This window comes from Spirosoma knui, from assembly GCF_054780635.1.
The window spans coordinates 69768-92037 of the sequence record NZ_BAAGVY010000004.1 but is presented as its reverse complement, the minus strand read 5'-3'; the positions used below and the strand labels follow the sequence as shown (position 1 = coordinate 92037).

21 protein-coding genes are annotated in these 22270 nt (G+C 50.6%); 11 read left to right on the top strand and 10 right to left on the bottom strand.

Annotation, left to right across the window (positions count from 1 at the left end; genetic code table 11):
* Positions 1-4: 4 nt before the first annotated feature.
* Positions 5-796, bottom strand: a complete 792-nt coding sequence (locus ACYVIY_RS10975) for a FecR family protein (protein ID WP_460976387.1) — start codon at positions 794-796, stop codon at positions 5-7.
* Between the two features lie 569 nt (positions 797-1365).
* On the opposite strand from ACYVIY_RS10975, the gene ACYVIY_RS10970 reads away from it, so the two are divergent.
* Complete coding sequence (locus ACYVIY_RS10970) at positions 1366-2106, top strand: hypothetical protein (RefSeq protein WP_460976386.1); 741 nt, start codon at positions 1366-1368, stop codon at positions 2104-2106.
* A 74-nt stretch (positions 2107-2180) separates the two neighbouring features.
* Here ACYVIY_RS10970 and ACYVIY_RS10965 read toward each other — a convergent pair whose 3' ends face one another.
* Entirely contained in the window at positions 2181-2543 is a 363-nt protein-coding gene (locus ACYVIY_RS10965) for a hypothetical protein (RefSeq protein WP_460976385.1), read from the bottom strand.
* A 222-nt stretch (positions 2544-2765) separates the two neighbouring features.
* Here ACYVIY_RS10965 and ACYVIY_RS10960 point away from each other — a divergent pair, with 222 nt between their 5' ends.
* Positions 2766-3446: a DUF1963 domain-containing protein gene (locus ACYVIY_RS10960; RefSeq protein WP_460976384.1), complete on the top strand. Its 681-nt coding sequence runs from the start codon at positions 2766-2768 to the stop codon at positions 3444-3446.
* A 38-nt stretch (positions 3447-3484) separates the two neighbouring features.
* On the opposite strand, the gene ACYVIY_RS10955 is transcribed toward ACYVIY_RS10960, so the two are convergent.
* Entirely contained in the window at positions 3485-3697 is a 213-nt protein-coding gene (locus ACYVIY_RS10955) for a hypothetical protein (RefSeq protein WP_460976383.1), read from the bottom strand.
* A gap of 351 nt (positions 3698-4048) precedes the next feature.
* Here ACYVIY_RS10955 and ACYVIY_RS10950 point away from each other — a divergent pair, with 351 nt between their 5' ends.
* Both ACYVIY_RS10950 and ACYVIY_RS10945 read left to right on the top strand, forming a co-directional pair.
* Positions 4049-4291 carry a TraR/DksA family transcriptional regulator gene (locus ACYVIY_RS10950; protein WP_460976382.1) on the top strand — a complete coding sequence of 81 codons (243 nt, stop codon included), beginning with the start codon at positions 4049-4051 and terminating at the stop codon, positions 4289-4291.
* 161 nt (positions 4292-4452) lie between these two features.
* Positions 4453-4815, top strand: a complete 363-nt coding sequence (locus tag ACYVIY_RS10945; protein WP_460976381.1) for a hypothetical protein — start codon at positions 4453-4455, stop codon at positions 4813-4815.
* Positions 4816-4849: 34 nt separating this feature from the next.
* Here the strand turns inward: ACYVIY_RS10945 and ACYVIY_RS10940 are convergent, their stop codons facing one another.
* Positions 4850-5371 (bottom strand): 2'-5' RNA ligase family protein, encoded by a 522-nt coding sequence (locus tag ACYVIY_RS10940; protein ID WP_460976380.1) that lies wholly within the window; start codon positions 5369-5371, stop codon positions 4850-4852.
* Positions 5372-5614: 243 nt separating this feature from the next.
* On the opposite strand from ACYVIY_RS10940, the gene ACYVIY_RS10935 reads away from it, so the two are divergent.
* A complete protein-coding gene (locus ACYVIY_RS10935; protein ID WP_460976379.1) occupies positions 5615-9790 on the top strand; it encodes an NPCBM/NEW2 domain-containing protein in 4176 nt (1391 codons plus the stop codon).
* 112 nt (positions 9791-9902) lie between these two features.
* On the opposite strand, the gene ACYVIY_RS10930 is transcribed toward ACYVIY_RS10935, so the two are convergent.
* A complete protein-coding gene (locus ACYVIY_RS10930; RefSeq protein WP_460976378.1) occupies positions 9903-10331 on the bottom strand; it encodes an OsmC family protein in 429 nt (142 codons plus the stop codon).
* A 173-nt stretch (positions 10332-10504) separates the two neighbouring features.
* On the opposite strand from ACYVIY_RS10930, the gene ACYVIY_RS10925 reads away from it, so the two are divergent.
* From ACYVIY_RS10925 to ACYVIY_RS10915, 3 genes are all read left to right on the top strand, one after another.
* Positions 10505-11290, top strand: coding sequence for a hypothetical protein (locus ACYVIY_RS10925; RefSeq protein ID WP_460976377.1), 786 nt, complete (start codon positions 10505-10507; stop codon positions 11288-11290).
* A 153-nt stretch (positions 11291-11443) separates the two neighbouring features.
* A complete protein-coding gene (gene lipA / locus ACYVIY_RS10920; RefSeq protein ID WP_460976376.1) occupies positions 11444-12322 on the top strand; it encodes a lipoyl synthase in 879 nt (292 codons plus the stop codon).
* A gap of 87 nt (positions 12323-12409) precedes the next feature.
* Positions 12410-13564, top strand: a complete 1155-nt coding sequence (locus ACYVIY_RS10915) for a lycopene cyclase family protein (protein ID WP_460976375.1) — start codon at positions 12410-12412, stop codon at positions 13562-13564.
* 15 nt (positions 13565-13579) lie between these two features.
* On the opposite strand, the gene ACYVIY_RS10910 is transcribed toward ACYVIY_RS10915, so the two are convergent.
* Positions 13580-14530 carry a glycosyltransferase gene (locus ACYVIY_RS10910; RefSeq protein ID WP_460976374.1) on the bottom strand — a complete coding sequence of 317 codons (951 nt, stop codon included), beginning with the start codon at positions 14528-14530 and terminating at the stop codon, positions 13580-13582.
* Positions 14531-14721: 191 nt separating this feature from the next.
* On the opposite strand from ACYVIY_RS10910, the gene metK reads away from it, so the two are divergent.
* The gene (gene metK / locus ACYVIY_RS10905; RefSeq protein ID WP_460976373.1) at positions 14722-15999 is read left to right on the top strand and encodes a methionine adenosyltransferase; all 1278 of its coding nucleotides are present in this window, start codon (positions 14722-14724) and stop codon (positions 15997-15999) included.
* A 69-nt stretch (positions 16000-16068) separates the two neighbouring features.
* Here the strand turns inward: metK and ACYVIY_RS10900 are convergent, their stop codons facing one another.
* The 4 genes from ACYVIY_RS10900 to ACYVIY_RS10885 form a co-directional block, all read right to left on the bottom strand.
* Positions 16069-16443 (bottom strand): HPF/RaiA family ribosome-associated protein, encoded by a 375-nt coding sequence (locus ACYVIY_RS10900; RefSeq protein ID WP_460976372.1) that lies wholly within the window; start codon positions 16441-16443, stop codon positions 16069-16071.
* Between the two features lie 208 nt (positions 16444-16651).
* Entirely contained in the window at positions 16652-18007 is a 1356-nt protein-coding gene (locus ACYVIY_RS10895; protein WP_460976371.1) for a cytochrome P450, read from the bottom strand.
* Positions 18008-18089: 82 nt separating this feature from the next.
* Positions 18090-18956 carry an SDR family oxidoreductase gene (locus ACYVIY_RS10890; protein WP_460976370.1) on the bottom strand — a complete coding sequence of 289 codons (867 nt, stop codon included), beginning with the start codon at positions 18954-18956 and terminating at the stop codon, positions 18090-18092.
* Positions 18957-19043: 87 nt separating this feature from the next.
* Positions 19044-19898 (bottom strand): SDR family oxidoreductase, encoded by an 855-nt coding sequence (locus tag ACYVIY_RS10885; RefSeq protein WP_460976369.1) that lies wholly within the window; start codon positions 19896-19898, stop codon positions 19044-19046.
* A gap of 133 nt (positions 19899-20031) precedes the next feature.
* Between ACYVIY_RS10885 and ACYVIY_RS10880 the strand changes: the two genes are divergently transcribed.
* Both ACYVIY_RS10880 and ACYVIY_RS10875 read left to right on the top strand, forming a co-directional pair.
* Positions 20032-21759 (top strand): GMC oxidoreductase, encoded by a 1728-nt coding sequence (locus ACYVIY_RS10880; RefSeq protein WP_460976368.1) that lies wholly within the window; start codon positions 20032-20034, stop codon positions 21757-21759.
* Position 21760: 1 nt separating this feature from the next.
* Entirely contained in the window at positions 21761-22225 is a 465-nt protein-coding gene (locus ACYVIY_RS10875; RefSeq protein WP_460976367.1) for a GreA/GreB family elongation factor, read from the top strand.
* The last annotated feature ends 45 nt before the right edge of the window (positions 22226-22270 follow it).

Below are 22270 nucleotides of genomic sequence, written 5' to 3'. Positions count from 1 at the left end.
GAAATCAAGGCAAAGGTTGTATAGTCCCTGCTTCTACTTCGACAGAGTCGCCGGGCTGAAGCCGAACCGGCTTTTGTTGCTTAACTAATAAATTGATTCGCCCCGACGTCAGCGCTACGTGCGTACATTTTGGCTGCTGGCGAACCCGAAAACTGGTGCCTACTGCTTCTACCGTCAGATCGTTCGTGTGTACGCGGAACAAACGGGCCGACGACGTATCAGTTCGATGCGTAACCGAGAAATCAGCTTCACCCTGCAATAGCCAGACCGCACGTGGTGTTTCGTCGGTCCATTGGCGGGCAAAGCGAATGGCACTGCTTTCGTATAATTTTACCGTTGAGTTATCGGGTAATCGAATCAGTCGAATCTGGCCCGGCTGCGTGGCTACCGTCCGGACGGATTGATTTGGACCATACTGCATCCATAAGGCCCATCCCATCAGCCCCACGACACCACAAACCGCAGCCAGCGTGCGTATGAAATACCACCAGCCTACCACGGCCCGGACATCAGGCTGCAAGGGGCGAACGTCTTCCATCGTTTGAAGCGATTCCCGAATGCGCCCCCACACTGACGAAATTTCATCCGTTGTCAGAGCGGGGAGCGCGGAACGACCTCCTTCCAGAATGATCAAACGCGCCGTTTCGACCGTATCGCCACAGGCCGGGTTTACCGCCAGCCACCCCTGCCAATACGCTGCCACCTCTTCGTCGTCGGGGTGTTGCACCCAACGGACAAATAGGTCGTCGAGGGCGAACTCCTCAGCGGTATAAACAGAGTAGGGCTTACGGGACACGGTTTAGTATGTTGACTTTGACCCAAAAAGAGCAGGGTTTAAGCAGTTCTACTTATAAGGATCTGGGTAAAAAAAGAGTCATTTTTAAAGCGGGTAAAATTTTCGGTTTTCGTTCTTTAGGCAGTTTTTTTATAGTGAAGAATGCTGTTGTAATTTGATAAGTTTAGTATAAATGTCTGATATACAGATGTTTGTTCTTGCCTTATAAAACGATTGTCAATTCGTTTAGAACGTAAGATCACTTCAGCCGATAGAATTAAAAGGAAGCTAGTAGCGGGAGTCGCTCGGTTATTGAGTAAACGGCTGCGATTCGCCGGCTCGCAGCAGGTCTTGAAAGAAGACTATTGCGATAACTAGCCTGGACGTGGTCCGACTCCTGCTCGTCTGTGAGGTCATTGGAACCAGTTAGGATCGAATCTACTGGTCAATTCTAGGGTATAGCGATTTGACCGGTTGATTAAGAGACTTATAACCATTGTTGGCCTACTTCGTTATGTTCTCATCAACGGTATGAACTCATGAGCCTGTGCAGGCATCTTTTACTCATTATCTGGATTAGTATTCCCGGAATGGCTTCAGCGCAAACCAACGCGACTGTTGAAGCACCTACTCATTTAAAGGCAGAGCCGCCAAATTCAGACCGGGCGCCGGGGTCGGCCCAGCCCAAGTCACTTACGTTCACCGCGTCAACTGACCAGCGCTTTTTCTTTTTCAACGACACCCGGGACAACGAAAATCACCGGGTACCCGTTAGCGTGTATGGAATTCGGGCGGGTTTTTTGTTTCCTGCCAGCCATCCGCGCCCGGCGCTCGCCAGTGGTCGGCCTGCAAGTTATAAGGCAGGGGCTGGGTTCTATTTTGTTAATCAGCGCTTAAATCGCCCGGGCCTATTGCCGGGAACGGATGAGACGGTTACGCGGCACCTCCGTATTGTAACGGTTTTTTATGAACGCTATTTGTTACGTCGGAACGCGTTTGAAGTGAGTTTGCCGCTAGAAATCGGGTATGGTCACTCCCGGTACGAAGTCAACAAAAACCAGCCCAACGAATTCGAAGTGGCGCGGGGAGTGTTTATCCCGGCCGGGGTTGGCGTGGCTGCGGCTTATCAATTTCCAGCGTTACGTTGGTTTAAGCCGCTGCATTGGTTTGGCTTCAATGTGCTGACGGGGTACCGATTTATCCTAAAAAAGGACGTCCCCGAGAGCCAGATCAATTATTCGGGCTTTTATATATCCATCGGGCCGTCTTTCTTCCTGGAAAACTTAACCAGCGATGTAAAGACCTGGCGGCAGCGACGAAAGCGGAAATAGATATCGGCGGCTGCCACCCAGTCATGTTTGGGCCGCATTTACGTTAGTCATTACGCTATTGATAACCAATCTTTCTATTTGGATCCTGCGTCGTAATCGGTCAGGACGTAATGCGCAATAGCTCCGCTCAGAAAGCCCAGATGAAACGCAAGCGCTTTTTTGTCATTGCGAATAAAGGGAACCAGAGCCATCAGCGCTTGACCAACTAAAAAACTCGCATCTAATCTCTGGTGCTCTTTGAACGTTAGTGCGGGTTTGATACCGACCGGTGTATCTGTTAAGGCGTTGACCGCCAGAAAGCCAGAGCCCAACGCCTGATACGTTCTGGTCGCTTTCGCATTTAAGCCGATCACCGACGGAACAACCAGCTGAACGCCAGCGAATACGTAATCAATAATGCCGTGTAGTTCCGGCTTTACGGGTTTGTTGTTCATCATCGTCACGAAAAAATAGCTACAGATTAATTTGTGACTGAAACAACTGTCAGAGAGAACAGGTTGTGCGGAGAAACTGGTTAAACTTCACAAACGGGTCAACTGCGATCTGAATACGTTACGTTCTGACCTGTTCGTTAGAATTTTATAATGATGCCCAGTAAATTAACCGGTTCGACAGATTCGCTGAAATTACAGAGTAGAACTTCAAACCTTAAGCAGTGAGTGACCAAAAAACAGTTTATTGAACAGGTGGCCAGACCTGCCATTCAGATGAAGGTTGGAGGTTTCCGACCAACGGATCAACCGTGGTCTTCCTGGGTAGGTAAGGTACTACTGGCTAAAGAAGACAACTGGCCTCACTGGCAAGGGGTAGCCATGTTTCCCTTGTGTCAGCTTTACTTGGAAGAGTTTCCTGTAAAGCCTACTTTGCTGAGCGATATTACGTTGCTGACGGTTTTTGTTGCTGCGCAGTCAATTCCTGATGCTGAAGATGCGAACGGAACAAGCTGGTGTTTAAGAGCGTATACAGCGGACGATGACTTAATCCCGTTGACCCCCGTCAGAACAACATCGCCGATCAAACCTTTTCAGATGTTGCCCGAAGTTATCAACCAGGATTTCCCTCATTACGACGACTGCCCGATTCCAATTCCCGACAAGTTTTCGGACGATTATTCCGATCTGTTTCCAAGTGCTGGCGGCATTAAGCTAGGAGGTTGGCCTACGTTAATACAAGGCGAAATCGACTGGCGTACTTCATCCGAGGGCAATGACATTGAGTTCGCTTTCCAGGTTGATAGTCTGGAAAAGGCGCACTGGCAATGGGGTGACAACGGTGTTGCGTATTTCGGCCGTAGCCGGGCTAATCCCAACCTATGGGCGTTCTCCTGGCAGTGCTATTGATGAGAATTAACCTGCTTCGGCTCAAAACGGTATTGCGCTCAGTCCGTCTGTTCGTTTGTTGATGGCTGGCTTTTGGGATCTAAGGTGTCTTTCAGGGCCTGCTCCCCATACTCGCGCTGGAGCTTGCCTAACTCCTTGTCGGATCGGGCATCGGTATGGTCGGGATTGCGGATGGTGCCCGGTTGTAGGTCATGTTTCTTTTCCAGGTTGCCTACTTGAATATCAGAACGGTCTTTTCTGGTCTTGCTCATGATCGGGTTGAGTTGATTAGCCAATACATACCAGACAAGCCAATCAACTGCTTTGTTTTACGTAGTGAGCCAGGAAGACGTGAATAGAAAACAAAGCAATCATCAGAAAGGCTGAAGAGAGATTTGTAGAGAAGGGTTGCTCTCCTAAATATACCTAGTCGCCTGCTTCCTGTTTATACCGATTTGCCCATTTTTCAGGTGGGTTTTACTGCCAGAATTATCTGGAGGAAATTTGCTCAAAATGCGTTATAAATTGCTGTTTTTGAGGTAGTTAGCCGATAAGATTTTTAGATAAAAGATGCACTATATAGCGCTCATGTATGTTATTTATATGACAAACAAACCAACGTTATGTACTGTATAAAGTGTGGTAATCCGATTCCTGAAGCGCGCTTGAAAGCCCTTCCGACCGCCAAAACTTGTGTGCATTGTTCGTCCGCTCAGCGAGTGGCTGGTTTTCCTTTGATCACGGGTAAGACGGAGTATTCGGCGCTTCAGATTGTGTCGCAGCAGGAGGCATCTCGTTTGCAGAAGATGCAGGCGCGTCGTGGTACTGGCGCTTCGCTGTCTATGACGCGCGAGAAACGTAATTAGCTGCTCAACTTTAGCGCACGGCCGTTCTAACAAGGAGCGGCTTTTTGTTTTTCAGCCCTATGGAGCGAACAGCCGCCGGGCAGGGAGTTTAAAAAGCAGGATGGTTAATTCATTTATTAATCCGCTGGATGTATACTTGCTTTACTCATAAGAATCCTTCTATGAAAGCCATCCTGATCACCTTGATACTTGGTTCACTAGTAACTTATCAGGCGAGTGCGCAAGTGTTCGTCGATGGTGTTAATGTCAATGAGCAAACGATAACGTACTGTCAGTTGATCGGCATAAACCGGACAATCTTTAGCGGTACGCGCATCTGGATTGACTTTGGTCAGCCTAAATTCACGACGGCGAATTCACAGCAGATCAGTGGACAGGACGCTGTTGCCAGGAAGTTCAATTCCGTGATGGACGCGCTGAATTTCATGGTGCAGAACGGCTGGGAACTGGTTAGCTCGAACGTAACGTCGAGTAAAGAAGAGCCCACCACCTACGTGTATTTGCTGCGGAAACGCATCCTGTAAAAGAGCTTGACATTTCCCATGTGAGGGTTTGAGCTTACACACCAAACGGAAACTCCTCCACAATTTCCCATTGCTGCCCACTATGCCTGGGCAGAGTAAGCGCTGAAGCTGTAAACGTGCGCTCGTACGGTTGGGCTGAAAAGTAAGCCCACGCTTCTGGAAACACCGATCGATTTAAATCTTTGAAGGCCACTGTCATGTGCGGATGAAACGGTCGTGAATCGAGCGGTACGTTCAATTGACGGTGACAAAACGAAGCCAACTGTAGCTGACAGTCCAATAGCGCAGGCGCTTCCACGACATGAACAAAAATAACGCGGCTGCCGAACCGACCGAAATTCATCAGTTGAACCGGAAAGGGTAACTGTTGCTCCGCGAAATCCTGCAAAGCTGAAAACGAAGTCCGATCGGTTCGGAATGGAGGAATCAGGGTAACGTGCGGGGGCGACTTCAACGCATGAGCTGAACCAAACCTAGCCTGCGCTTCCCGCTTCAAATGGGTTACTTCATCCTGAATGGCCAGACCAGGCAGTAAGGCTACGAAATACAACTGCATGGCGTTTTCGAGATTTTTCAGCAAAGTTCAGAGCCAATTTGAACTTGTTTGTAACTGAGTTTTGCTCAGTTGCATTGGACTTTGTTCGAACGGCATATACTTTTTCTACTAAATCTAAATATTTAAACGAGTTTATGGATGAGAATACTTATCTAATGGGATAGGGGTAGTAAGTTTGGGTAAAAACACAATTTAGCTTAGTTTCTGTTTAGTGATATATATAACCTACAAGTAACTAAAGCCGTGCTTAATCAAAATAACTCAAACGTATTATCAGCTACGATCCGTCATGTGCTGATTGGGTTACTCCTCTATGGTGGCCTATCGGGAGCATATGCACAAACAACGTATTACGTGGCGTCTTCGGGCAGCGATGCGAACAACGGCCGATCGGCCGACGCGCCATTTCAGTCGATAGCCAAGGTAAACAGCCTTGTCTTGCAGCCGGGTGATAATGTCTTGTTCCGCCGGGGCGATACCTTTCGCGGAACCATACAGATTCGCCAGACAGGCAATGCTGGTAATCCCATCATCATCGATGCGTATGGCTCCGGGAATAAGCCCGTGCTGGCGGGCTCAGTGCCTGTCACGAACTGGACCAGCCTTGGCAATAATACGTGGCAGGCTGACTGTCCGTCCTGCGGTAGTCGGGTAACGGGGCTATACCAGAACAACTCCATTTTGCCGTTGGGCCGGTATCCGAACCTGAACGCGGCCAACAAAGGCTACCTGACCATACAATCGCACGCTGGCAAATCGCAGATTACCAGCCAGCAGGGGCTCCCCACCAATTTTACCGGGGGCGAGGTAGTAATACGTCCCGTGCAGTGGATTCTGAACCGGGCTACGATTACGCAGCAGAGTGGCAACACCTTGTCGATCAGCTATGATTCCGGCTACGAACCCGCTAACAACTGGGGCTACTTTATTCAGAATCACCCAGCTACGCTCGATCAGAACGGCGAGTGGTACTTTAATCCCGGTTCAAAAAAAATTCAGCTGTATAGCGACCAGAATCCCAACGGCCAGTCTATTACGGCGACAGCTTACGACGAAGGTGTAAGTCTATCGAACGTAAACTACGTAACGATTCGTAACGTCCAGATTACGCAGACTCTGAACACGGGACTGGCAGTTACGAACAGCTCGAATCTGGTGTTCTCGGGCGTAGAGATTACCCGTTCGGGTGAAGATGGGGTGGTGATTGCCGGTTCGGGTACTAGCGTGCTGATGGAGAACAGCCTGATTGAAGACGTTAACAATAACGGGTTCACCATTCAAACCTACCAGAATTTTACGTTCCGGGGGAATACCGTACGGCGGGTCGGTCTTGTGCCGGGTCAGGGCAAAAGCGGTGATGGTACCTATACCGGGTTTCAGTCCGCCTGTACAGCCAATACGTTGATCGAAAACAACGTGGTGGATAATATCGGCTATAATGCTGTTAATTTTTCAAACAGCACGGTACTGCAACGTAACGTAATCAGCAATTACTGCTTAACCAAAAGCGATGGGGGCGGTCTGTACATCTGGAATGGCAACAAGCAGCCCATGAACGGCATTCGTATCAGCTCGAACGTCGTGTACAACGGGATCGGATCGCCCGAAGGAACACCCGGTGGAACCTACTCAGGCGCGAACGGAATCTACCTCGACGATTGTACAACGAACATTGAGGTAACTGACAATTCCGTTTTCAACTGCCGAGGGCTGGGCATTTACCTGCACGGCTCGTCAAATGTGCGCGTAACGGGAAACACCGTGTACAACAACGGCGAAGGGCAACTGGCCATTACCGACATACCGGGTGCTTGTTCACCTCGTGACAATATCATTCTGAGCAACGTACTGGTGAGTCGCACGGCCGATCAGTTTGTGAACAAGTACGAGTCGCACCAGAACGACCTGAGCAGCTACGGTCAGTTTGACAACAATGTGTATGCCCGGCCGTTCAACGATGCGCAGAAGATTTTTATCGTATACAACAATGGTTCAGGTATTGTGGGCGAGAGTATTTCGCTGGCGAACTGGCAAAGCCGCTACGGTAAAGACTCCAATTCCAAAAACAGTCCGGTAACCTTCACGGCTTCTCAGAATCCCGATGATAACATCAAGCTGGTGTATAACACCACCGGTAATCCAACCCAAACGTCGGTAAACGGTACGTACCAGGACGTGCGGACGGGTACGGTGTATAGTGGCCAAGTGTCGATCCCCGCGTTTTCATCAATGGTGCTGGTTAAGCAAACCGGTCAAACACCAACGGCCCCGCTACGCGATCCGGAGAATCCGGCGAACACAGTCGCTGGGCTTGACTACGGCTATTACGAAGGGAACTGGAGCACACTTCCTAATTTCGACGCGCTGACGGCGCAAAAATCGGGAAACATCAGTAGCCCGAACTTATCTGTACGAAACCGGGACAGCCAGTACGCGATTCGGTACAAAGGCTACATCAACGTACCAACGGATGGGCAATACACGTTTTACACGACGTCTGACGACGGCAGCAAGCTATTCATTGGCAGCACGGAGGTGGTTAATAACGATGGCCTCCACGGTGAGCAGGAGCGGACAGGAACTATTGGACTCAAAGCGGGTAAGCACGCAATTACGATTTCGTTTCTGCAGGGCGGTGGCGGACAAGCTTTAACGGCCAGCTACAGCGGCCCCGGTCTAACTAAGCAGGCGATTCCGGCGTCTGCCTATGTTCGGGTAGGTACCGAGCCACAAACCCCTACCACGCCTGGAACGGGTTCCGGACTTCGGGCCGAGTATTTCAATAATATCAGCTTGACAGCACCAGTCGTGCTAACGCGCACCGATGCAACCGTAAATTTTGATTATGGCAATAATTCGCCAGCATCAGGTACAGTAAACGCTGATAATTTCTCGGTGCGCTGGAGCGGGCAGGTGCAGGCTCCGGTAACGGGCAATTATACGTTCAGCACCACGTCTGACGATGGTGTTCGGTTGTGGGTGAACGGGAATCAGGTCATTAACAACTGGACGGGTCACGGACCAACAACCGACAATAGCGCATCGATTGCCTTAACGGCTAACCAGAAGTATGACATTCGTATGGACTATTACGAAGGAAGCGGTGGTGCTACCGCCAGGCTGTTGTGGACTTATCCCGGACAGGGGCAGCAGGTAATCCCTCAGGATCGACTGTATCCGGCCACGGCTCCGATCAGTGATACGGGTACAAGCCCTACTGGTAATGCTGTATACGTGTCGGACCTGACCTGGGCAAGCATGACCAACGGATATGGCCCCGCCGAGAACGACCGAAGTAATGGGGAGGCTGGCGGCAGCGACGGGCGGACCATAAAGCTCAATGGCGTTACGTATGCGAAAGGTGTTGGTACCCATGCTGCTTCTGAAATCACGTATAGCCTGGGGGGGCGTTACAGCACATTTATAACCGATATAGGTATTGACGATGAGATTGGCGATGGGTCCTGCGGATCATTGGAGTTTCAGGTATACGTAGACAATGCATTGGTTTACAGTAGTGGTACCATGACGCCGACAACGGCAACTAAATCAATCAGCCTGAACGTATCAGGTAAGCAGACGCTCAAAATGGTGGTTAGTTCGCTGGGTGATGCCTGCGGAGACCACGGCGACTGGGCGGGGGCACGGTTGGTTCCCTCATCGACGGGATCGGGTAGTGGAACCGGTACATACTTATCCGATTTGACTTGGACAAGTATGAACAATGGGTATGGACCTGTTGAAAAAGATCGGAGCAACGGAGAGGCTGGTGCCACGGACGGTCGTCCGTTGAAACTTAACGGCGTCACCTACGCCAAAGGTTTAGGAACGCACGCAAACTCTGAAATCACCTACAATCTGGAAGGTCGGTACAATACGTTCATTACGGACGTAGGAATCGATGATGAAATTGGTGATGGGGCCTGCGGATCGCTGGAGTTTCAGGTATACCTGGATAATGTGCTGGTTTACAGCAGCGGGACCATGACGCCAACCTCGGCCACCAAATCCGTCAACCTCAACGTATCAGGTAAGCAAATGCTTAAACTAGTGGTTAGTGCCCTGGGCGATGCCTGCGGAGACCACGGCGACTGGGCCGGAGCACGGCTAACAAGTGTCAGTGGCGGACGAGTAGGGTCCATCGACGAACCAGGAACCAGCGAATTCTTACAGGTAAACGTTTATCCGATACCGGCCCGTGATGAGGTGCGGATACGGTACCCGGCCAAAGCGGCTGGCGAGGTAAGTGTGCAGTTAATCAATTCGGCAGCGGTTCCGGTTGCCGAAACCATTCATCAGGCCACCGAAGGCGAAAATCTAATCAAGGTGCCGGTTAATACGCTTCCCCGCGGGCTTTACATATTGACATTGACCCAGGGGTATCAGCGCATCAGCCGAAAAGTAATCCTCGCTGACTAAACCTAATTCTAGGCCAAAGCGAACAAAAGCACAGCAAAACCTTCTGTTCAACGTCGTTTCCAGTACTGGATCGACCACTGAACAGAAGGTTTTTGATTGGTGCCTGACTATATCAAGCCGAAACTGGGGCTTCCCACCGCAACGTAACAGCCTGTTCAATGTCTGGGTGCAGGCTAATGGCTACCGGACAAGTATGAGCAATCTTCTCCAGCTGGGCACGGGTCGCTTCATCAGGCATAGGGTCAGCCCGAAGCACCAGACTCACTTCAATGCGGGCGATACGTCGCGGAGGCTGGCTGGTCATAATTTTTGTAACATCCAGCTCACTGCCCTTGAGTTCGATGCCATCGCGTCGGGCAAAAATACCCATGGTTGTAATGATGCAGGTACCTAGTGCATTCGCCACCAGGTCGGTTGGCGAAAAGGCTTCACCACGGCCCTGGTTGTCAGTCGGAGCATCGGTGTTGATCTGGGTTCCGGATTGGAGGTGAACGCAGGCGGTACGTAACTCGCCGAGGTAATCAATGTGAATTGTCGCCATTTTGGTTTTAGGTGGTAGTCCTTACGTCAGGCCATCGAAACGACATGACTCAGAAAATGACCATTTTACTTTTTCGCCTAAACATAAAAATTATGGATTGGTTACGCTAATAGGCCGAGCTGATTTTGTGAGATGGCGATAAATTAGTAGCTTTATTTCAGGAATTTACGAAGATGCGAACATTATACATACTAGTAGGGTGGATGCTGATGAGCCTGTTTGCAACCGCACCGGTTGTTCAGGCACAAAATACCGATGCGGAAGACGATGATTACCAAACCGAAACTACGTTTGGCATCACAACAAACACAAACTCCGGCATTGTTGGCGGCTTTGCGTTTCGGCAATCAAAACAGCTATCGGGTACGTTCTTCGGCCTGCCGCAATACCGCTATCTGAGCGTTGAACTTGTCAATGTGAAGCATCCTAAAGAGATCCAGTCATCGGTCAATTCGGTTGGCTCACGCTATATTAGTGGGAAAGAAAATTACCTGTTTGTGCTTCGTCCGCAATACGGTCGCGAGGTGAAGCTGTTTCGACGGAACTCCGACGAAGGCATTGCGGTAAGCGGTATTCTGGCGGGTGGCCCCTCGCTGGGCATCATCAAGCCCTATTACCTGGAGGTGTCCTACGGCAACTCAACGCGCACTGTTCCAGCCTCCGAGGTGAATGGGTTTCAGACCGCTACGGGTGAAGCTGTTACCGGTGCTGGTGGATTTTTTCAGGGCCTCGGTGAATCGAAACTAACCGTTGGCTTAAACCTGAAAGCCGCCCTGAGCTTTGAATTGAGCGCATTCCGCAACAATACAACCGGCGTGGAGATTGGCTTCTTAACCGAAATTTTTCCCAGCAAGATCGTCATCATTCCGAACACCGACCCAGCCGGAGGCCGCGAGCTAGGCAATCGAAGCTTCTTTACGTCGGGATACATTACGTTGTTTTTCGGCAGCAAGAAATAATAAAAAAGAAAAGCAGGAGGGGGATGAAGCGGGAAAGGGAACGTGGTGACACATCTCCTTTTCCTCCTTACATTCCCCTCCTGCTTTTCCTCCAGCTATTTTGATGAACTTTACATCCGAAAAACGAATTTTGTTGGAAAGGATTGAGGAGCCATGATCGAACTACCCGTAATACCCTCCGAGCAACAACGTAAAAAGAGACCTGACTGGCTGCGCGTGAAGCTGCCAATCGGCCCAGAATATGCTAAAGTCCGTAAGTTGGTGGACGAGCATAAACTCCATACAATCTGCGAGAGCGGCAATTGCCCGAATATGGGCGAGTGCTGGGGGGCAGGCACCGCTACGTTTATGATTCTGGGAAACGTTTGTACCCGGAGTTGTACGTTCTGCGCTGTAGCGACGGGACGCCCTAACGAATACGATACCGACGAGCCCCGGCGCGTAGCCGAAGCCATTGTGCTGATGAAGGTGAAACACGCGGTGATTACGTCCGTTAACCGGGATGAACTCAAAGACCGGGGGGCTGAAATCTGGTATCAGACCGTTCGCCTGATTAAAGAAGCATCGCCCACGACGACCATTGAAACGCTGATTCCTGACACAAAAGGGAACTGGGAAGCCCTCGAACGCATGATTTCGGCGGGGCAGGAAGTCGTTTCGCACAACATGGAAACGGTAGAGCGTCTGTATCGGCGCGTTCGGCCCCAGGCAAAGTACGAACGGAGCCTGGAACAGATTCAGCGCACGAAGGCATACGGACAACGTACTAAATCGGGCATCATGCTCGGCCTGGGCGAAACGCACGATGAGGTCTTTAAGGCCATGGATGATCTGGCCCAGAATGGACTGGATGTGTTGACCTTAGGGCAGTATCTGCAACCCACCAAAATGCACCACGAAGTCATTGAGTGGATTCATCCCGAGACATTTGCCATGTACAAGGAAGAAGGCCTCAAACGCGGCCTGAAATACGTTGAATCAGGACCACTCGTTCGGTCAAGTTACCATGCTGAGAAGCACGTTAATGTGTAAGGTGAGAACCTGATTTGCAAACAATTTCGCATTCCGTTTATTTTACTAGGAGAGTCCGGACAGCCGCCCGGACTTTTTCTTTGCTGAATGAAAAAATACGACTTCATCATCGCTGGAGGTGGAATGGCCGGGTTAAGTCTGGCTTACTACCTTACTCAGTCTCCGCTGCGCGACCGCTCTATCCTGATTCTGGACCGCGAACAGAAAAACCGCAATGATCGAACGTGGTGTTTTTGGGAACGTACCGCCGGCCCCTTTGAAGAGATTCTGTTCAGAACCTGGAATGGGGTTAGCTTTCACGGTCCTACGCATGCCGGGCCGCTCGATATGGGTCAGTACCGCTATAAAATGCTGCGAGGGATTGATTTCTACGAATTTGTGCAGAATGAACTGGTTAAGTGGCCTAATATCGAACAGAGGCAGGCTACGATCAACCGAATCAAAGACACGCCCCAGGGCGGCTTTGTGATCGCGGATGACGAGCCTTACATTGCTGATTACGTGTTCGACAGTACGTTTTCGCTAAAGCTGGATAAGCCCCAGAACCATAACTTGTTACAGCATTTTAAAGGCTGGGTTATTAAAACGGCCAATGCTTGCTTCGACCCGGCCCAGCCGGAGATTATGGACTTTCGCGTTGAGCAGGGGGGAGATTGCCGGTTCGTATATGTCATGCCGTTCGATGCGCAGACGGCGCTGGTTGAGTTTACCCTTTTTAACGACAAACTCATGGCCGATGACGAGTACGAAGCGAATTTACGGGACTATATCGATCGGTTTCTGGATGCAGGAACATATCAGATCTGCGAAACCGAAACGGGTATTATTCCCATGACCGACGAAGAAACCCACGAAAATCCGTCGGAGCACATCGTTCGGATTGGTACGTCCGGTGGACATACGAAACCCTCGACCGGGTATACGTTTCAGCGGACCCAGCGGTTCCTGCGTTCTATTGTGGCGAATCTGGCCCAGACGGGTAAGCCCGACCGACACTTACCCTGGTTTAAGCAGCGCTTCAAATTGTATGACAGTGTTCTGCTGAACGTACTGGAAAACCGACGCCATCCGGCCGACGACGTATTTTCGCGTATGTTCTCAGAAAATCGACCGGCCACCGCGTTTAAATTTCTCGATGAAGACACTCGGTTCTTCGAAGAGATTCGCTTGTTTACAACTATGCCCTGGTGGGCGTTCACCTCTGCTTTCTTTGACGTGATGCGACGGAAATGGGTTGGCTAAATCCGAACCTAGCTCTTAGGCCGTTACTTGCTCGAAAATACGATTCCAGTCGTTGATAAAACGGGGGAGGCTAAAGCGTTCCTCTGCCAGCTTGCGTGCATTCTCGCCCATCCGACGTGCTTCGTCGGGGTTATCGAGCAGAAATTGCATAGCTTGCCATAGCTCGTCGGGGTTATTGGACACAAATCCGTGAACGCCATTTTTAATAACTACCGGAAGTTCCGTAGTCGCCAGGGCTACCACGGGCATGCCAATCGTTAAGGCTTCGATAACGGCCAGTGGCAGGCTGCTGTAGCGCATAAAGCTGTAAAGAAACCGATAGTCCGCTACGTGTTTATGAAGCTGGGTGTAATGGATCTCGCCGATGCCGCCAACGTCGGCCGAGCCCATACCGACGGTCGTGAGCGGTAGCCCATCGGCTCTGAACGACTGATACAAGTCAAAGCCCGCCATGCGCCCCCGTCGTTTCATTTCGTTTACGACAAAGATGCCTTCTGGACGGCTGCCATTGTAACGTAGCGTTGGGTCGATTGCGACGCTGTGTTCCACAACCGCTGTGGGCGTGGTGCCGTTGTCCCACATCAACCGGTTGTACTGCGTTACGTGTACGAGCAACACGTCCGGATCATCGGCGGCCCAGTGCCGCGAATCGGTGGGGTGCGGCTCGGGGCTGTTGTGCTGCAAGTAGATTTTAGGGAGGTTGCGCTGATCGGCGGATAAAATCTTAAATTGATCTTCCTGGTAATTCTGGGGCGTCTGAAAAATGATTAAGTCGAGCTTCAGCTTCTTTACTTCATCGGCTGGGACCTCCCGAACGTAATCCGGCATGGATGAGCCAACGCCCCGACCTATGTAGCCTTCCGAATTGTCTTCTTTTTTGGGTAGATACCAGTTGTGTTCAGTTTGGGTAATGGCAGTCAGATAGGCACCATGAATGTGCCAGATCAGGATATTCAATTTACGCATATAAGCCTTACCTGCTACGAGAAGGGGTTGTTACGCTAATTTAGCCTACGGCCGAATCGTCGTAACAACCCGCAAAACGCTTAGTACGCTTCTTTAGCGATATTAATTCGGGTTTCTTGGCAATTAACCCGTTTGCCCCCAATGAATAAACTCGTAGCTTTGTGGTTCAAACTAAGTCATCCAGAGCAGCAATGCCTTATCTTTTCACTTCCGAGTCCGTCTCTGAAGGACACCCCGACAAAGTCGCCGACCAGATTTCTGACGCCTTAATTGACAACTTTTTGGCTTTCGACCCCGATAGTAAGGTCGCCTGCGAAACACTCGTTACCACAGGGCAGGTTGTATTGGCCGGTGAAATCAAAACCGATACATACCTAGACGTTCAAAAAATTACTCGGGAGGTAATCCGGAAGATCGGCTACACCAAGAGTGAGTACATGTTTGAAGCGAACTCGTGCGGCATTTTTTCGGCCTTACACGATCAGTCAGCCGACATCAATCAGGGTGTTGACCGGGAGGTTGCCAACGATGACTTTGAGACCCGCGCCAATGCGCAGGGAGCCGGTGATCAGGGTATGATGTTTGGCTACGCAACCAACGAAACGGACAACTACATGCCGTTGCCGCTGGACCTGGCCCACGCGATCCTGCGCGAGATGTCGCACATCCGGAATCACGAAAACGATCTGATGCCTTATCTGCGGCCCGATGCGAAGTCGCAGGTAACGATCGAGTACTCCGACGACCATCAGCCGATCCGGATTGATACGATTGTTGTATCGACTCAGCACGATGATTTTGCCGATGATAAAACGATGCTCGACATGATCAAGTCGGACATCATCAACATCGTTATTCCACGGGTGAAAGCCGCTCAAAAAGCGGAGCTGCACAGCCTATTTACCAATGATATTACGTATTACATCAACCCAACGGGCAAGTTCGTGATTGGCGGTCCGCACGGTGATACCGGCCTGACCGGGCGTAAAATCATCGTCGATACGTACGGTGGTAAAGGAGCGCACGGGGGGGGGGCTTTCTCGGGCAAAGACCCCTCGAAAGTTGACCGTTCGGCTGCCTATGCAACCCGTCATATCGCCAAAAACATGGTAGCGGCTGGTCTGTGCGATCAGGTACTTGTGCAGGTATCATACGCCATTGGCGTCGCTCAGCCCTGCGGTCTTTACGTCAATACGTACGGTACGGCTAAGGTAGACGTAAACGATGGTGAGATTGCCCGGATGATCGAGCAGATCTTCGATATGCGTCCTTACGCGATCGAGCAGCGCCTGAAACTCCGCAACCCGATCTACTCAGAAACGGCTGCGTACGGACACATGGGCCGCAAGAACGAGATTGTGAAGAAAACGTTTGGCTCCAATGGCCACTCGAAGGAAGTGGAGGTCGAACTGTTTACCTGGGAGAAACTCGATTTCGTTGATAAAATTAAAGAAGCCTTTGGATTATAGTTTGCAACGTATCACAAACGAAGAAAGCCATCCCGAGCGGGATGGCTTTCTTCGTTTGTGATACGTTGGTTATAACTCATCGGGTTCGAAAACCTCATCTTCTTTCATTCGGGACTTTGCTTCAACAATTTCCGAACTGGAGAAGTCGTTTCGTTTCTGCTTACAGCGGACGAGTTTGTCTTTCAGCACATCGAGCAGACGATCTGTTGCGCTCTCGAAGCTTTTGTCAGACTCTTTAACGAACAACTCCTTGCCAGGAATCATCAGCCGAATCTCAACGATTTTCTCTTTAATTCGGTTAGAATCAGCTCCTTCTAACCTCAGAAACACTTCTCCGCCAATGATTCGGTCGTGGAAGGTGTCTAACTTGTTGAGCTTTGCCTGGATGAAATCTAACAGGCTCTGATCGGCCGTAAAGTGGACGGCATTAATTTTTAGTCTCATTGTGTCGCTTTTTAAGTGAATTGAAACAGAACATCAATGGACTATCTAAGTTTGGCTATCTGGACCACAAAGTCAAGAGGGGCTACGAAAGATGCAACTAGGTTTCACGATTTTTTACGTAATGGCCGACTCAATAGCTGTGAACAGGGCAATTAGAACCTGTCGTGAAACAACGCCAGAGTGAATTCCTTTGTAAAGTGCAATTTGGCTAGTTTACGTACAAATGAATTGGTCGCTTTGGACGTAACGTAATCAAAGGTTGTGTTGCTATACGTTGATTTTTGACGGCTTGTACATCGAACTCCCGGATGAACATAGCTAGCAGAATCTGCATTTCCATCAGCGCAAACTGATTACCAATGCAAAGGCGAGGGCCACCGCCAAACGGCAGATAAGCGTACGAATGGCGGTCTTTGTCGGCACCGGGCGCAAAGCGGTCCGGATCGAATCGATCGGGGTCGGGCCAGGTGGCCGGATCTCGGTGGAGTAAGTAAGGACACACTAGCGCCGTATCGCCTGCTGGTATTACATACGGTCCAATTTGATCGTCGTTATGCGCCAGTCTGCTCATAATCCAGGCGGGTGGATACAGCCGCAACGACTCCTGAATGACCTGCATAGTATACGTCAACGTCCGAAACCGCTCGGCCGGGGGAGCCGGGTCACTGCTCAGGACGCTGGTTACTTCTGTTTTCAACCGGGCGAGTATGTCGGGGTGATTGACTAGTAGCAAAAGCGTCCAGGCCATCGAAACCGCCGTAGTCTCGTGACCAGCGGCAAAGAGCGTTACGCATTCGTCGCGGAGTTGCTGGTCCGACATGCGTTCGCCAGTCTCTTCGTCTTCCGCGTTCAACAACATATCCAAAAGATCGTCGTGCTGCGTAGCCTGGTTCTGCCGACGCTGGCTGATTACGCTATAAATGAACGAGTCGACCAGCGCAGCGGCTTGCCGAAAACGTTGATGGGCGGGCGTTGGCCAACTCATCGGAAACCGAAGTGGCGATAGCATCCGCTGATTGGCGTAGTATTGTAAGGTATCCAGGGCCGAGGACAAACCGTCGAGTTTACCGACTACGTCCGAGCCGAACAGTGTCTTGCAGACAATCCGCATCGTTACGTCCATAAACGCCTGCGATACGTTGATGGGCTGCTGCCGGTTCTGCTGCTTTAGGTCGATAACCCAGTCGACTGTCTCCTGCACCATTGTCTGCGCCAGGGCCGCTAACTTTTGCCGGTGAAAGGCGGGTTGCGCCAAACGCCGTTGCCGACGCCAGAAATCGCCGTCGCTGGTGAGCAGACCATTGCCCAAAAAGATTTTGAGTACGTTAAAGGCGGGGGAGCGACCATAGTTTCGGTGATTCTCCTGCATTACGTGCTTGGCATCTTCCGGGCGAAGCACTAAATATTGATGCCGACTGCCAATGCGAAGGTGCACAACGCGGTCATACCGCTGCAGGACGCGCAGAATCGCCAATGGATCACGCAAAAACGAAAGCGTATTCCCGAGGATAGGTAAGCCAGGATGAAGCGGAACCGGACGCGTGGCTGATGAAATTGTTTCCATAAAAAAGGTTGTTCCGACTGGCTCGGAACAACCTTAAAGTTAACTTACAAACTATATCGAAACGTGGGGGAATAACAACTTTTTATGAGTTAATGATTTCGCCCCCGTTGATGTGCATGACCTGCCCCGTTATGTATGATGCGTCTTCCGAAGCCAGAAACACATAGGCAGGCGCTACTTCCGCCGGTTGACCGGGCCGTTCCATCGGAGTGTTCTTACCGAAGCTGGCAATCTTCTCTTCGTCAAACGAGGATACAATCAAGGGCGTCCAGATTGGACCGGGAGCAACGGCATTCACCCGGATGTTACGTTCGACCAGATGCTGCGAGAGCGATCGGGTAAAGGCCGTGATTGCGCCTTTAGTTGAAGAGTAGTCAAGCAAGGTTTCGCTGCCCCGGTACGACGTAATGGACGTTGTATTGATGATGCAGTCGTATTCAGCCATGTGTGGTAAAGCCGCTTTAGTGAGACGAAACATGGCCAGGATATTCGTTTCGAACGTAGCCAGCATGTCTTCGTCCTTTATATCGGTCAGCTCTTTTTGTGGGAACTGCACAGCCGCGTTGTTCACAAGGATGTTAATCCGATTGAACGTACTAAGCACCTTGCCAACGGCCTCCCGAATAAACGATAATTTCCGTAAGTCACCCGGTATAAGCAGACTCCGACGACCTTCGGCTTCGATTAACTGCTTTGTTTTCTGTGCGTCTTCTTCCTCTCTCGGATGATAGATGATGGCTACGTCGGCCCCTTCACGAGCAAAATGTACGGCCACTGCTCGGCCAATACCACTGTCGCCACCGGTAATCAGGGCAATCTTTTCTTTTAATTTATCGGAGCCCTCATACCCATCGCGGATATAAACTGGTTGAGGGTCCATCTGTGCTTCAATTCCGGGCTGTGCCTCCTGCGTTTGCACCGGAATGTCCATTTCCATCTGTTCGTCCATGACGTTGAATAAGTTGAGCTTTATGTCTCAGTAATAGGAGTCTTGAGAACCCAATACCACTGAGAAACAAAGGTGTGAGGTGTAATTTTATCCGTTTACGACGGTGCCGCCGTTGGGGTGAATAATTTGTCCTGTTACGTACGATGCATCCTGCGAGGCCAGATAGACGTAAGCTGGTGCTACTTCGCTGGGTTGCCCAGGCCGTTTCATAGGCACATCTTTACCAAACATGGCCACCTCCGTTGCCGATACCGAGGCCGGGTTGAGCGGTGTCCAGATTGGTCCCGGCGCTACGCCATTCACCCGGATTTTCTTCTGCGCCAGATTACCAGCCAATGCCCGTGTAAAAGCCATAATTGCCCCTTTCGTCGACGAGTATTCGGGAAGATCAGCCCGCCCCTGATAGGCTGTCACCGACGTAGTGTTGATGATGGAGTCGCCTTCGTGCAGGTGTTTGAGTGCTGCCTTTGTCACTCGAAAGATGGAATAGATGTTCGTCTGGAAAGTGCTGACTAAGTCCTCATCCTGAATTTCTTCGAACTTCTTGTGCTGAAGCTGAAGGGCTGCATTATTGACCAGAATGTTCAGTTTGCCAAAACGCTTAACTGTTTCCTCAACAACTCGCTCACAAAAGTCCAGTTGCTTCAAGTCGCCGGGTAGTAATAGAATTTGTCGACCTTCAGCTTCAACCAGTTCTTTGGTTTTCTGCGCATCAACTTCTTCGCGTTCAGTATATACGATGGCTATATCGGCCCCTTCGCGGGCAAAATGAACGGCCACGGCCTGGCCGATACCACTGTCGCCACCCGTAATGAGCGCTACTTTGTCTTTCAGCTTATTCGTTCCTCGATACGTATATCGAATCACCTTAGGTTGGGGAGTGAGTTCAGCCTGTATCCCCGGTTGCACATCCTGGTGCTGGGGTGGAATTTGGGTTTCCATAACGTTGCTTTTGGTTGTACTTTTTAGGTAATAAGCCAAAAGCAACGGCTGATGTTTTGAAAAATCTACTAACGTAGTGGGTTTTGCGTAACAACAATTAATAGCTATACTAGTAGTTTAAAATACATTAACTATGACTATCAACGGAGATGCTAAGGCTGCTCGAATCGTAACGACGAACCGCTACGACGCTATTGTTATTGGCTCGGGTATCAGTGGAGGCTGGGCAGCGAAAGAACTCTGTGAAAAAGGCTTGCGTACGCTTGTTCTCGAACGGGGACGTGATGTTCGCCATATTGTCGATTACCCGACGGCTACGCTGAACCCCTGGGACTTCCCGCACCGCAACCGGATGCCTGGCGCGTTTGACGAGGAAAACCCAATTGCTACGAAGTGTTACGCGCTCGATGAAGCGACTCAGCAGTTTTTTGTCAAAGACGCTGAGCATCCGTATGTTCAGGAAAAGCCTTTCGACTGGATTCGTGGGTATCAGGTAGGCGGAAAGTCGCTCATCTGGGCGCGTCAGACCCAGCGCTGGAGCCGCTTCGATTTTGAAGCCAATGCCCGCGATGGAGCGGCTGTCGATTGGCCGATTCGTTACGAAGATATTGCCCCTTGGTACAGTCACGTCGAGAAGTTTGTGGGCATAAGCGGCAATAAAGATGGACTCGAAACCTTACCCGATGGCGAGTTCTTAAAACCCTGGGAGCTGAACTGTGTGGAAAAGCACATTCAGAAACGGGTGGCTGAAAGCTACAAAGACCGGCACGTAATTATTGGTCGCTGCGCTCACTTAACTGAGCCTAAGCAAATTCATTACGACCAGGGTCGGGCGCAATGTCAGGCGCGACACCTTTGCTATCGTGGTTGTCCCTATGGCGGTTATTTCAGCAGCAACTCGTCGACTATACCCTGGGCAGCTAAAACGGGTAAACTAACGCTACGTCCCGACTCTGTTGTGCACTCGATTATTTACGACGAGGCCAAAGGCAAGGCTACAGGCGTTCGCGTGATCGATACGCACACGAAGCAGATGACAGAGTACTACGCTCGTATCATTTTCGTCAATGCGGCTTGCCTGAATACAAATCTGATTTTGCTCAACTCTACGTCAAGGCGCTTTCCAAAAGGCTTAGGCAACGACAGTGGCGTATTGGGTCATTACGTAGCATTCCATAATTACAGGGGTAATATCGTCGCCGACTACGAAGGCTTTGAAGATGGGTATTACTACGGTCGTCGGCCAACGACTGCCTTCATGCCTAATTTCCGGAATGTCGATAAGCAGGAAATGGATTTTCAGCGCGGCTATATGGTGGCGTTCAGTGCGTCAAGAGGAGGTTGGCAACGGGGTGCGGGGCAGGAAGGCTTCGGTGCCGAGTTCAAAGATAAGCTGAGTGATCCCGGAGCCTGGCATGTGTTTATGATGATGCAGGCTGAAACGGTACCGCGCTATGAAAACCACGTTCGACTGAGTACCGATCAGAAGGACCCCTGGGGAATCCCGCAATTGGTGACAGCTATCGATTATACGGATAACGACGTGAAAATGATGAAGGACTTCCTGCAGCAAGGAGCCGAAATGCTGGAAAAGTCGGGTTGTAAGAATATTAACCCCTACGACGATCACCGTAATCCAGGCCTCGACATTCACGAAATGGGCGGTGTTCGGATGGGACGTGACCCGAAGACATCGTTGCTTAACGCGCACAGCCAGCTTCACTCGGTCAAAAATGTATTTGTTACGGATGGCGCGGCTATGACGTCAACGGGTAGTCAGAACCCATCCATTACGTTCATGGCCTTAACGGCCCGGGCGGCTAATTACGCGGTAGGAGAAATGAAAAAAGGCCATTTGTAGCGTGACAGATATCGATCATAAAATCAAGGCAAGCCTGTTCGCCTTGTGCGAAAGCTACGTTGAGCAACGTATCAATACGGCGAAAGAAGCCATGGAAGCGGCTCAGGAATCGGCCAATGCGGAAGAAAAAAGCAGCGCTGGCGACAAATACGAAACTGGGCGGGCGATGGCGCAGCTCGAACGGGACCGGCACGCCCAATTGTTGGCTGAGGCCATGAAGTTAGGGCAGGAGCTGGGCCGGATGAACGTTGATAAAGTTTATGAGAGCGTTCAGCCAGGTAGTTTAGTTAGTACAAACCGGGGCACATTCTTCATCAGCATCAGCGCGGGTAAGCTTACGTTGAACAACGTACTGTATTTTGCCATTTCGCCAGCTTCTCCAATTGGAACGGCTCTGGCTGGTAAAAAAGCAGGTGACACCGTAACGTTTAACAACCTTTCCTATCAGATTACGAAGGTGCTGTAGCTTTTCTTAGACAAAAAGCTGACGCGTAGCCCCGCCACGGTGAGG

Excerpts from the sequence above, each read along its gene's own strand:
- ACYVIY_RS10970 (WP_460976386.1), top strand. The coding sequence starts at position 1,366 with ATGGCTTCAGCGCAAACCAACGCGACTGTTGAAGCACCTACTCATTTA.
- ACYVIY_RS10965 (WP_460976385.1), bottom strand. The coding sequence starts at position 2,543 with ATGATGAACAACAAACCCGTAAAGCCGGAACTACACGGCATTATTGAT.
- ACYVIY_RS10955 (WP_460976383.1), bottom strand. The coding sequence starts at position 3,697 with ATGAGCAAGACCAGAAAAGACCGTTCTGATATTCAAGTAGGCAACCTG.
- ACYVIY_RS10950 (WP_460976382.1), top strand. The coding sequence starts at position 4,049 with ATGTACTGTATAAAGTGTGGTAATCCGATTCCTGAAGCGCGCTTGAAA.
- ACYVIY_RS10945 (WP_460976381.1), top strand. The coding sequence starts at position 4,453 with ATGAAAGCCATCCTGATCACCTTGATACTTGGTTCACTAGTAACTTAT.
- ACYVIY_RS10940 (WP_460976380.1), bottom strand. The coding sequence starts at position 5,371 with ATGCAGTTGTATTTCGTAGCCTTACTGCCTGGTCTGGCCATTCAGGAT.
- ACYVIY_RS10930 (WP_460976378.1), bottom strand. The coding sequence starts at position 10,331 with ATGGCGACAATTCACATTGATTACCTCGGCGAGTTACGTACCGCCTGC.
- ACYVIY_RS10925 (WP_460976377.1), top strand. The coding sequence starts at position 10,505 with ATGCGAACATTATACATACTAGTAGGGTGGATGCTGATGAGCCTGTTT.
- lipA (WP_460976376.1), top strand. The coding sequence starts at position 11,444 with ATGATCGAACTACCCGTAATACCCTCCGAGCAACAACGTAAAAAGAGA.
- ACYVIY_RS10915 (WP_460976375.1), top strand. The coding sequence starts at position 12,410 with ATGAAAAAATACGACTTCATCATCGCTGGAGGTGGAATGGCCGGGTTA.
- ACYVIY_RS10910 (WP_460976374.1), bottom strand. The coding sequence starts at position 14,530 with ATGCGTAAATTGAATATCCTGATCTGGCACATTCATGGTGCCTATCTG.
- metK (WP_460976373.1), top strand. The coding sequence starts at position 14,722 with ATGCCTTATCTTTTCACTTCCGAGTCCGTCTCTGAAGGACACCCCGAC.
- ACYVIY_RS10900 (WP_460976372.1), bottom strand. The coding sequence starts at position 16,443 with ATGAGACTAAAAATTAATGCCGTCCACTTTACGGCCGATCAGAGCCTG.
- ACYVIY_RS10895 (WP_460976371.1), bottom strand. The coding sequence starts at position 18,007 with ATGGAAACAATTTCATCAGCCACGCGTCCGGTTCCGCTTCATCCTGGC.
- ACYVIY_RS10890 (WP_460976370.1), bottom strand. The coding sequence starts at position 18,956 with ATGGACGAACAGATGGAAATGGACATTCCGGTGCAAACGCAGGAGGCA.
- ACYVIY_RS10885 (WP_460976369.1), bottom strand. The coding sequence starts at position 19,898 with ATGGAAACCCAAATTCCACCCCAGCACCAGGATGTGCAACCGGGGATA.
- ACYVIY_RS10880 (WP_460976368.1), top strand. The coding sequence starts at position 20,032 with ATGACTATCAACGGAGATGCTAAGGCTGCTCGAATCGTAACGACGAAC.